General features: G+C 46.1%; 10 protein-coding genes. 7 read left to right on the forward strand and 3 right to left on the reverse strand.

Annotated elements, in window-relative coordinates:
* Positions 1–322: 322 nt before the first annotated feature.
* Positions 323–1,330 (forward strand): helix-turn-helix transcriptional regulator, encoded by a 1,008-nt coding sequence (locus ACWJAO_RS12685; RefSeq protein ID WP_449140526.1) that lies wholly within the window; start codon positions 323–325, stop codon positions 1,328–1,330.
* Positions 1,331–1,359: 29 nt separating this feature from the next.
* Here ACWJAO_RS12685 and ACWJAO_RS12690 read toward each other — a convergent pair whose 3' ends face one another.
* A complete protein-coding gene (locus ACWJAO_RS12690; RefSeq protein WP_203068548.1) occupies positions 1,360–2,874 on the reverse strand; it encodes an NAD(P)H-hydrate dehydratase in 1,515 nt (504 codons plus the stop codon).
* Positions 2,875–3,040: 166 nt separating this feature from the next.
* Here ACWJAO_RS12690 and hpt point away from each other — a divergent pair, with 166 nt between their 5' ends.
* The 5 genes from hpt (at position 3,041) to ACWJAO_RS12715 (ending at position 7,826) form a co-directional block, all read left to right on the forward strand.
* Positions 3,041–3,580, forward strand: a complete 540-nt coding sequence (hpt, locus tag ACWJAO_RS12695; protein ID WP_449140527.1) for a hypoxanthine phosphoribosyltransferase — start codon at positions 3,041–3,043, stop codon at positions 3,578–3,580.
* A 162-nt stretch (positions 3,581–3,742) separates the two neighbouring features.
* Positions 3,743–4,315 (forward strand): adenylate kinase, encoded by a 573-nt coding sequence (locus ACWJAO_RS12700; protein ID WP_287805581.1) that lies wholly within the window; start codon positions 3,743–3,745, stop codon positions 4,313–4,315.
* 143 nt (positions 4,316–4,458) lie between these two features.
* The gene (gene obgE, locus ACWJAO_RS12705) at positions 4,459–5,619 is read left to right on the forward strand and encodes a GTPase ObgE (protein WP_118064531.1); all 1,161 of its coding nucleotides are present in this window, start codon (positions 4,459–4,461) and stop codon (positions 5,617–5,619) included.
* Positions 5,620–5,625: 6 nt separating this feature from the next.
* On the forward strand, positions 5,626–6,465 hold the full coding sequence (gene pgeF, locus ACWJAO_RS12710) for a peptidoglycan editing factor PgeF (RefSeq protein WP_449140528.1): 840 nt from the start codon (positions 5,626–5,628) through the stop codon (positions 6,463–6,465).
* Positions 6,466–6,623: 158 nt separating this feature from the next.
* Positions 6,624–7,826 carry a peptidoglycan DD-metalloendopeptidase family protein gene (locus ACWJAO_RS12715; protein WP_449140529.1) on the forward strand — a complete coding sequence of 401 codons (1,203 nt, stop codon included), beginning with the start codon at positions 6,624–6,626 and terminating at the stop codon, positions 7,824–7,826.
* 543 nt (positions 7,827–8,369) lie between these two features.
* On the opposite strand, the gene ACWJAO_RS12720 is transcribed toward ACWJAO_RS12715, so the two are convergent.
* Both ACWJAO_RS12720 and ACWJAO_RS12725 read right to left on the reverse strand, forming a co-directional pair.
* The gene (locus ACWJAO_RS12720) at positions 8,370–8,570 is read right to left on the reverse strand and encodes a hypothetical protein (protein WP_153086019.1); all 201 of its coding nucleotides are present in this window, start codon (positions 8,568–8,570) and stop codon (positions 8,370–8,372) included.
* 21 nt (positions 8,571–8,591) lie between these two features.
* The gene (locus tag ACWJAO_RS12725) at positions 8,592–9,776 is read right to left on the reverse strand and encodes a phosphoribosylaminoimidazolecarboxamide formyltransferase (protein WP_449140530.1); all 1,185 of its coding nucleotides are present in this window, start codon (positions 9,774–9,776) and stop codon (positions 8,592–8,594) included.
* Positions 9,777–9,988: 212 nt separating this feature from the next.
* On the opposite strand from ACWJAO_RS12725, the gene ACWJAO_RS12730 reads away from it, so the two are divergent.
* Positions 9,989–10,213 carry a hypothetical protein gene (locus tag ACWJAO_RS12730; RefSeq protein WP_022122172.1) on the forward strand — a complete coding sequence of 75 codons (225 nt, stop codon included), beginning with the start codon at positions 9,989–9,991 and terminating at the stop codon, positions 10,211–10,213.
* Positions 10,214–10,432 lie beyond the last annotated feature (219 nt).

Here is a 10,432-nt window from a genome sequence, read left to right on the forward strand (position 1 = left end):
ACTACAAAGATACATAAAATAATTGATAATTAAGAATATACGAGGTTAATTAACTATAAAGAGCAAAAGAAAAAATGCTCAATTCAGTTGTTTGCTTCCCTAATTAAGTTTTCGGACGGCCTCCCCCTAAAAAGTGCACTGATTTATGCTTAAAATCGTTAAAGTTGTACGATTTTCTGATAATTGAACAAGAATTTCTGATATTATTTGTAATTTTGCAGCCGAAATCAATAGTTCCCTAAAAAAAATGGCAATTTCCAAGAAAAAGAGCCGTTTGACTTACGAAAGTATAAGTAAGATTCAATAAAATAACCAAAACGAAATGAAACTGAAGAATGACATTGTAAACCTGATTATGAGGGTAGAGCATCATTTATGCCCTCAATATTGTGGTGTGGTAGACCGCCGACGCATTATCGCCTTTCTACTTCTGACGATAAGCGAGCTGATTATCATACCTTATCATATTATGCTCTTTCTGGTGACGAAAGAATCTTATGGTTTAAGCCTTTGCTGTTTGCATACATTCGTGTTCTGCCTCCTGCAGTTCCTCATTTGGAAGCGGAAGATTGCTTTCGTGAAAGGTATTTCTTCTCTTTACCTTCTGATGTTCGCCAAACTGGCTCTTGATAGCGTATTTTGTATCAATTTTGGTTTGCCCAATGATAATTTGAGCGTTATCTGCAACCTGTTTGTTGTCTTTATCCTGGCTATTACAGCGTTAAGCCAAACCTTGTACAAGACTTGCACCATCATCACGGTGGGTATGATACCGATATTGCTGATATACCTGTTTACCGCTCCGCTTATGCCAGCTCTGTTCAGTATGAAGACTATTTTCCTGGGTTTCGTGATGCTGGTTTATGTGGCAGTATATAATATGAGTATTGTAACCAAGGGGTTACGCCAGCCGAAACGGATGGGTCGGGTTGAAAACAAGGCGTTGAATATGCTTGCCGATTTGAAGGATAATCAACCGGAAGCAGCAGAAAGCCTGATGAAGCGTCTGACTCCTGATGTCCGGGAGAAGATTATTACCCATGCTTCTGAACATCTGTTTAATGAAGAATTGAATAGAGTGGCATGGGATCAGGTTTGTGATGGTCTTACGTTCAGCGAAAAGGAAATATGCAAGCTGATTCTTCAGGGGCATACTTTAAAGGAAATTTGTGCAGAACTCAATAAGAGTGAATCAAATATCACCAGCCAGCGTTGCCATATCCGCAAAAAGTTGAATATGGACCGTCGCGATGATTTAAGGAGAACCTTGGAAGTAAGGTTCTATGATGCGCAGAAACAAGTAAAAAAGTCAGAAGCCGAGAACTCCTGACTTTTATGGATATTCTTATTTCTTGCTCATTATTCTTCCAATCTGAGAAATGCTTTCGGAAGATACTGGATAATGTCGCTGGCGATGAGGCTCTCTTTGCCCAGATCTTTAGCAGCAAGATCGCCAGCCAGACCATGAAGATGCATACCCAGTCGACAGGCATCTTCCTGTTTGTATCCTCTTGCCAGAAGACCGGTGATGATACCTGTCAGCACATCACCGCTGCCTGCTGTAGCCATGCCGCTGTTGCCCGTACTGCAGAAGTCAATCTTCCCGTCAGGGTGGCAGAGTGCAGAATAATGTCCCTTTAATATAATGTATGCCTGGAGTCGTTCAGCCAATTCGCTTGCCTTCATCAGTCTTTCGGTACAGCTGCTGCTCGCATTTCCGGCAAGCCGGTCGAACTCCTTCGGATGAGGTGTCATGATGATATTCTTTGGCAACTGCTGCATCCACGCCCTGTGGCTGGAAAGAATATTGAGCGCATCGGCATCAATGACGAGCGGACAGGTAGCACGGCGCAGTTGGGCGATGAGGGCGATGGCTGTCGTCTCGTTCTGTCCCAATCCGGGACCTACGCCCAGCGCATCGAACATCTCTGTATCTACCGGTTCGCTGAATATGGTTTCTTCAGCATCCATCTGCAGTACCGCTTCAGGTACCGAAATCTGCATGATTTCATAATTCCGTTTTGGGGTATGGGCTGTAACCTTGCCCGCACCTGTTCTCAGACAGGCCTTGGTGGCTAATACCGAAGCGCCGCTCATGCCGTAACTTCCCGCTATGAGCAGCGCATTACCCATGCTGCCTTTATGAGCAAAGTCGCTACGCGATTTCAGGAGCGGACGGATGTCGTTCTCTTCGAGTATGCGGCACCGGCACTCCGTATTCTGGATGAATTCCTGGGAAAGTCGGATGTCGAGAACGCGCAGTCTGCCCAGGTACTGCTGGTTATCCGCCATCAGCATCGAAAGTTTCTTCTGCTGCAGGGTAAGGGTCAGAGTGGCACGGATGATGTTGGCATGGATATTATAGGAATTGTCCTCGGTCATCAGTCCCGAAGGGATATCGATGCTTACTACCTTGGCAGGACTCTGGTTGATATATTTCACCATCGCGGCGAATCCGCCAGCCAATGGTTTGTTGAGTCCGCTTCCAAAGAGACCGTCTACCACCAGCGTTTCTGCATTGAGCTTAGGAGGGTCCAGATTGGTGGTAATCTCTGTAAATTTCACTCTCTTTGCATCCAGCAGACGCTTCTTGTTGGCAAGACAGTCTGCCGACAGTTTGTTCTGTACATTAAAGAGGTATACACTTACATCATATCCATCCTCGCTGAGCATTCTCGCTACAGCAAGCGCATCGCCGCCGTTATTACCCGGACCGGCGAAAACGACCACTGGAGTGCGGTTAGACCATTCCTCTTCTATGGCACGTGTCAGCGCTTTGGCTGCACGTTCCATCAGGTTGAGCGAACTGATAGGTTCGTGCTCAATGGTGTATTTATCCAACTCATGAATCTGAGCGCTTGTGAAAATCTTCATATTATCTGATAATCTTAGTATTATCTGCGCGAACTGTCGTGATAATTTGTCAACTCATGCAGATAAACGGTTATTTTCATGCAAAAGTACAAAAAATAGTTGATGAAAGCACGAAGTTTCATGTTTTTTTCGTAATTTTGCAGAAAATATTATTATAGAACAGACTATGAGCATAGTAAAGATCAAGGATAAGAGCTTCAAGACATCGATTCCTGAGGCTGAGATTCTGAAGAAAGTACAGGTCGTAGCAGACCGTCTGAACAAGGATTATGCAGGCAAGAAACCTGTCTTCCTGGCTGTATTGAACGGCGCATTTATCTTTGCAGCCGACTTGATGCGAATGATTACGATACCTAGCGAAATATCTTTTGTGAAGTATGCTTCTTACGAAGGTACAAGCTCAACGGGCAGTATGAAGACTCTTATGGGCATCAACCAGGATTTGGAAGGCCGCGATGTGATTATCATTGAAGACATCGTAGACTCAGGCTTCACCATGGTTCACATGATAGATGAACTGAAGAAGAAAAATCCTGCCAGCATCGAAATTTGTTCGCTCCTCGTGAAACCGGGCAATCTGAAGGTTGACCTGGATATCAACTATACCGTCATGGAAATTCCTAACGATTTTATCGTTGGATATGGATTGGATTATGATCAGGAAGGCAGAAATCTCCGCGATATCTACACGATTGTAGAAGAATAGGGGGATGTAAGTATGAACACTTTAATTTTTTTAGGCGTTGTAACAGTTCTCTTTGGAATTGTTTTTGCAGTTCTTTTGTCTCCAAAGGGGCAGAAATGGGTTAATAAATATAGTTAAGTCTTCGACACAACATAAATATTTTATATATATATTAAGGTAAAAATGAAAAATATCGTAATTTTCGGCGCTCCAGGTGCAGGTAAAGGCACACAGAGCGACAAGATGATCGAGAAGTATGGTCTCGGTCACATTTCTACAGGTGATGTACTTCGTAACGAAATCAAGAACGGTACAGAACTTGGTAAGACAGCTAAGGGTTATATCGACAATGGCCAGTTGATTCCAGACGAGTTGATGATTGACATCCTCGCAAGTGTATACGACAGCTTCGGTAAGGATCACGCAGGTGTTATCTTCGATGGTTTCCCACGTACCACTCCACAGGCTGAGGCTCTGAAGAAGATGCTTTCTGAGCGTGGTCATAAGATTGCTGCGATGATTGAGTTGGCTGTTCCTGAGGATGAGTTGATGGCTCGCCTGATTAACCGCGGTAAGGAAAGTGGCCGTTCTGATGATAACGAGGAGACTATCAAGAAGCGTCTCAATGTTTATCATACACAGACTGCTCCGCTCATCGACTGGTATGAGAAGGAAGGCATTCATCACCACATCGAGGGTCTCGGTACTGTAGATGAGATCTTCGCACGTGTTTGCAATGTAATTGACAAACTCTAATTGATATAATGTTAAGTGTTAAGTGTTAAATGTTAAGTTGGGCGTACGCCTTTCGGGGAGAACTTAGCCTGATGTTGACATGGAATAATCCTTTCGGGATAATTTAACACTTAACATTTAATATTTAACATTATAATAATCAAATGGCTGAATCCAATTTCGTAGACTACGTAAAGATACAATGCCGCTCTGGTAAGGGTGGCAAGGGCTCCATGCACCTGCGCCACGTAAAGTACCAGCCTAACGGCGGTCCTGACGGTGGCGACGGCGGACGTGGAGGAAGCATCTATCTCCGCGGCAACCATAACTACTGGACGTTGCTGCACCTCAAGTATCAGCGCCACTTCTTTGCCGAGCATGGTGGAAATGGTGGCCGTGATAAGTGTCATGGAACCGATGGCAAGGATATTTATATCGATGTGCCTTGCGGTACCGTGGTGTATAATGCCGAAACAGGCAAGTTCGTATGCGATGTGGCTTATGACGGGCAGGAAGTGCTGCTCCTCAAGGGCGGTCGTGGCGGATTGGGCAACTTCCAGTTCCGTACCTCTACCAACCAGGCTCCTCGCTATGCGCAGCCGGGCGAACCTATGCAGGAGATGACTATCATCATGGAGCTCAAGCTCCTTGCCGATGTAGGTCTCGTGGGCTTCCCTAATGCAGGTAAGTCAACTCTGCTGAGTGCCGTATCAAGTGCCCGTCCTAAGATTGCCAACTATCCGTTTACTACGCTCGAACCATCGCTGGGAATCGTAGATTATCGCGATCACCAGAGTTTTGTCATGGCTGATATTCCTGGCATCATCGAGGGTGCGAGCGAAGGAAAAGGTTTGGGTTTGCGATTCCTTCGTCATATTGAGCGCAACTCTCTGTTGCTCTTCATGGTTCCGGGCGATACTGACGACATCAAGAAAGAATATGAAGTACTGCTGGGCGAACTGGAGAACTTCAATCCTGAGATGCTCGACAAGCATCGCGTGCTGGCTATCACCAAGTGTGATTTGCTCGACGAAGAGCTGATTGAAATGCTCAAGGAAACCTTGCCTACCGACCTTCCGGTGGTCTTCATCTCGTCTGTTACCGGACAGGGTATCCAGGAACTGAAGGATGTGCTCTGGAAGGAACTCAATTCTGAGAGCAACAAGCTTCAGGAGATTACTGCCGAAGATACGCTTGTTCACCGTGACAAGGATATGTCTCGCTTCCAGCAGGAACTGGCTGCAGAGGGCGAGGATGTAGTAGAATATATTGATGAGGATGAAATCGAGGATGTTGATGACCTCGATGATTTCGAATACGAGTAGAATTAAATGATAAAGGAATATAACATAGCTCCAGGTGTCAGGGCTTTCTCTACTATCCGCAAGGGCGGAGTGAGCCAGGGCAACTATAGCGAATTCAATATCAACGAATATTGCGGCGATTTCGCCGAGCATGTTGCCGAGAACCGCAAGCGTCTGGCTGCTGAGCTCGGTATCACTACCGCCCATATCATCATGCCCCATCAGGTGCATGGAGTAGAGGTGCGCAATATTGCCGGCGAGTTTCTCACCATGCCTGAGAATATCTGCAAGATGGTGCTCGAAGGCGTAGATGCTGTGATGACAGACCAGAAAGGTGTATGCATCGGTGTTTCTACTGCCGATTGCATCCCTGTGCTTCTTTATGATGAGGAGCATCAGGCTGTGGCTGCCATCCATGCCGGATGGCGTGGCACGCTGGCTCGCATCGTGCATAAAACCATTCAGGAGATGGCGTTTACCTATCATACCGACCCGAAGAAGTTGAAGGCTGTGATAGGTCCGGGCATTTCGCTCGACCATTTCGAGGTGGGCGATGAGGTTTACGAGGCGTTCGAGCAGGCAGCTTTCCCTATGGAAGAGATAGCCGAACAGCGTCCTAATGCCGCCTTCTCGGTAGATCCTGCTGAGCGTGAGCGCCTGGCTGCTGAGGGTAATATCGTGCAGCCGCTGAAATGGCATATCAATCTTCCGCTCTGCAACAAACAGATTCTTCTGCATTGCGGTGTAGCCGAAGAGAATATCCAGGATTGTGGCATCTGTACCTTTGCCCATAGCGATGAGTATTTCTCTGCCAGAAAGCTGGGTATCGAGAGCGGCAGAATCTTTACAGGCATCTTGTTGAAGTAAAAGCCTGATAGCACAGGTAAGTATCAGATAGTTTTCAAGATAACATCCATTTTTTCTTTTCTGTAAGAACGGAGAGGGAGAAATGGATGTTTTTCAGTTAATAGTTTATAGTTAATAGTGTATAGAACATATAGGGATTTAGAAAGAAAAAATAAATAATGAAAAGAATAAAAAAAGGATTGAGGCTAATGGCTGTGGCAGGACTCATGGTGTTCTCGCTGAGCAGCTTTATGCCCGCTAAAAATGTATTCACGGCAGCCGAACAGCAGCAGGTGAGTATTGCAACACCCGGTCTCTTTGCCCAAAGTCAGGCATTTAATGTAGACTTTGAGATATTCCGAGCTAAGGAATATTCCTTCCCGCTTCCTGTGGGCAAAGCAGCGCTTCAGAACAACAATGTGTTGCGTATCTCTACCTCTAAAGGCGATGCTGTCAAGGCGATGCTCGAAGGTTATGTGCGACTTTCCAGAAAGACGGAATCTATGGGTAATGTCATCGTGGTGCGCCACGATTGCGGTCTGGAAACCGTTTATGCCAACAATGCCGAGAACCTGGTTAAGGTAGGACAGCATGTGGATGCCGGACAGACGATAGCCATTGTAGGCTCTAAGGAGGGTGAAACTTATTGCGACTTCTCTATCATGGTGAATGGCGGTAGGTTGAATCCGGAAACCTTCATAGAACTGAAATCGCATAAGTTGCGCCGCCAGACCGTGCAGTTCCGCAAGCAGGGTGCCCGTGTCATCGCTTCGGTTATTGGTGGCAAAGATTCTTCTGCAGGAAGAAATGCTGAGGCTGACAAGGAGGCATCTGGCAAGAAAAAGAGTGGAATAGGAGATGGGATGACGCTCGACCCTGATGAAGTTAATGATCCGTTTACCATTACCAATACTTTCGAGCTCGACCTGGAGAAGATAGAAAAGACCGCCTGGGCTTATCCGCTGCCTGGTGCCAAGGTAATCAGTCCTTATGGTGGCAAGCGCCGTCATTCGGGGGTAGATCTCAAAACGTGCCCGAATGATGAGATTGTGGCTGCCTTTGATGGTACGGTCGTTGCATCAGGACCCTTCTATGGTTACGGCAACTGCATCCGCATCAAGCATGCTTATGGTTTCGAGACGCTCTACAGTCATCAGAGTAGGAACAAGGTGAAGAAGGGCGATAAGGTAAAGGCTGGTCAGGTAATCGGCTTGACGGGCCGTACAGGTAGGGCTACCACAGAGCACCTTCATTTCGAGGTTAGCTTTGATGGTAGACGACTGGATCCAGCCATCATTTATGACCACGGCAAGCATCAATTGAAGCCTGTAACCCTTCATCTAACGAAGGGTAGGGGCGTTAAGAGTGTAAAGAACCAGTAACCGTTTTACTCTTCACTCTTCACCTTTCGGCCGGAAACCCTAGTGTTTATCGGCATTTCGAGGGGTGAAGAGTGTTTGGGCACTCTTCACCCACTCTTCACCACTCTTCACCCTGGCCGTTTCGGCTCCAATCTGTTTCTGTTTCGGCGGATTTGCAAAACGCTAAAAGGACCGGCGCAAGAAACGCAAACTCGCTTGAGGCTGTGCGGGTGAAGAGTGGTGAAGAGTGGGTGAAGAGTTGAAAGAAACTCTTCACCCCTCGAAACACCGATAAACACAGGGGTTTCCGAAGGAAAGGTGAAGAGTGAAGAGTTTTTTCCTTATCCGTTACTTTCACCGTTTTTCCTTTGGATTTTACTGACTGTTTATGCAGAACAGCCCACTGGCAACATAGGCGCTAGTGGGCTGTTCTTCGAATACTAGTATGCTGTCTTTCGCTTGCTAGTACTCTATTTCGGTTTTCCCCATTGTCAGAAAACAGTTCGCCCGTGCGCAGTAACCCTACTGCACACGGGCGAAACATGTATTTATGATAGAGAAGTATTATTTCTTCTTCTGGGATTTACGATTGGCTCTCTGCTGGCGATACTTTGCCTTCTGACGGGCAGAGCCACTACCGTGAGCACCCGTTATGTACTTTTTCTTCTTGGCTTTGGTCTTCACCTTGTCGTCGTCATCCTTCTTAGGACCACCGCCGCCTTTGAAGACCATACCGCCCATGATAATATCGTCAATTTCACTCATATACCTTAATTATATAATAAATTAGTGATGGAAGAGGCGAACGTGAGTAAACGCCATAGCGATGCCATACTTATCGCAGGTATCAATAACATTATCGTCACGGATACTACCGCCTGCTTCTGCTATGTATTCAACACCACTTTTGTGAGCACGCTCAATATTGTCGCCGAATGGGAAGAAAGCATCACTACCTACAGATACACCCTTGTTCTGGGCAATCCAAGCCTTCTTCTCCTCGCGGGTCAATGGCTCAGGCTTCTCTGTAAAGAACTGCTCCCAAACGCCGTCCTGCAATACATCCTCCCACTCATCAGAGATGTAGACATTGATGGTATTGTCGCGGTCGGCACGACGGATCTTCTCCTTGAAAGGCAAGTTCATCACCTTAGGACACTGGCGCAACCACCACTCATCAGCCTTAGAACCAGCCAGACGGGTACAGTGGATACGGCTCTGCTGACCGGCACCGATACCGATAGCCTGACCATCCTTAACGTAGCATACAGAGTTACTCTGAGTATACTTCAGGGTGATGAGCGAGATAATCAGATCGCGCTTAGCCTCAGGAGTGAAAGTCTTGTTCTTGGTCGGAACATCCTCGAAGAGAGCAGGATCATCGAGCTTCACCTCGTTGCGTCCCTGTTCGAAGGTAACACCAAACACCTGCTTGCGCTCGATAGGAGCTGGCACATAGTCAGGATCAATCTTGATAACGCAGTAGGTACCCTTGCGCTTCTCCTTCAGAACCTCGATAGCCTCAGGAGTATAGCCAGGAGCAATGACACCATCGCTCACCTCACGCTTGATGAGGAGGGCTGTAGCTTCGTCGCATACATCGCTCAGCGCAACAAAGTCGCCATAAGAGCACATGCGGTCAGCACCACGGGCACGTGCATAGGCACAAGCCAATGGAGAGAGCTCAAAGTTGACATCATCAACGAAGTAAATCTTCTTCAATGTGTCGCTCAGAGGCAAGCCGATAGCTGCACCGGCAGGCGAAACGTGTTTGAAACTAGCGGCAGCAGGCATTCCTGTAGCAGCCTTGAGCTCCTTGACCAATTGCCAGGAATTGAAGGCATCCAGGAAGTTGATGTAGCCAGGACGGCCGTTGATCACTTCGATAGGAAGCTCCCTTCCGTCATCCATATAGATGCGAGAAGGTTTCTGATTTGGATTACATCCGTACTTAAGTGCTAATTCTTTCATCTTCTAAGAAATGTATTTTGGAATTTGGCGCAAAGTTACAAAAAATGATTGAGATATTGGACTTCTGTTTCGTAAAAAGCCCTAAAAAACAGCATTTTTATGATATAAAGCATTTTTTTTACCCCAAAACATAAAAAAGTCGGGAAAAATGTACTCTGTTTCATTCTTTTTCAGTACTTTTGCTCCTAGTTAGTAAATATGAGAGGATTGTTATGAAACAGGATTTGAAAGTCCTTGCTGAACACATAGAAAAGAAGGTTGGCAAGGCACATGTTTTCCACAAAATGTGGGATGTTTTGAAAGGGAAGGAGAAGCCTTCCCGCCAGACTTTGGACAAGTTGGCGCTGCTCGCCGGATTCCAGAGTTGGGATGATTTCCAAGGTGCTTTACACGGCACGGAGGATGGGCTCGTGAATTATGATGCGGGCGAAAAATAAAAGAATGGAGCATGGTTGGTTTAGTAGGCAGCCATGATTTATTTAATTGTAAAGAATAGTTGTTTTTCGGTATAAGATTGTAGATATAAAAAGAGGGTGTGTCATAAGTCTGTGACGCACCCTTTTTTTTTGTGTGTTTCTATATATTCTAGTTGAATCGTAGTCTTTCTTCACAAAGGGAATCTTATTATATTGTATAGAAACTTTACTTTTCTTGTT

Source organism: Segatella sp. (genome assembly GCF_977051555.1).

Excerpts from the sequence above, each read along its gene's own strand:
- ACWJAO_RS12685 (WP_449140526.1), top strand. The coding sequence starts at position 323 with ATGAAACTGAAGAATGACATTGTAAACCTGATTATGAGGGTAGAGCAT.
- ACWJAO_RS12690 (WP_203068548.1), bottom strand. The coding sequence starts at position 2,874 with ATGAAGATTTTCACAAGCGCTCAGATTCATGAGTTGGATAAATACACC.
- hpt (WP_449140527.1), top strand. The coding sequence starts at position 3,041 with ATGAGCATAGTAAAGATCAAGGATAAGAGCTTCAAGACATCGATTCCT.
- ACWJAO_RS12700 (WP_287805581.1), top strand. The coding sequence starts at position 3,743 with ATGAAAAATATCGTAATTTTCGGCGCTCCAGGTGCAGGTAAAGGCACA.
- obgE (WP_118064531.1), top strand. The coding sequence starts at position 4,459 with ATGGCTGAATCCAATTTCGTAGACTACGTAAAGATACAATGCCGCTCT.
- pgeF (WP_449140528.1), top strand. The coding sequence starts at position 5,626 with ATGATAAAGGAATATAACATAGCTCCAGGTGTCAGGGCTTTCTCTACT.
- ACWJAO_RS12715 (WP_449140529.1), top strand. The coding sequence starts at position 6,624 with ATGAAAAGAATAAAAAAAGGATTGAGGCTAATGGCTGTGGCAGGACTC.
- ACWJAO_RS12720 (WP_153086019.1), bottom strand. The coding sequence starts at position 8,570 with ATGAGTGAAATTGACGATATTATCATGGGCGGTATGGTCTTCAAAGGC.
- ACWJAO_RS12725 (WP_449140530.1), bottom strand. The coding sequence starts at position 9,776 with ATGAAAGAATTAGCACTTAAGTACGGATGTAATCCAAATCAGAAACCT.
- ACWJAO_RS12730 (WP_022122172.1), top strand. The coding sequence starts at position 9,989 with ATGAAACAGGATTTGAAAGTCCTTGCTGAACACATAGAAAAGAAGGTT.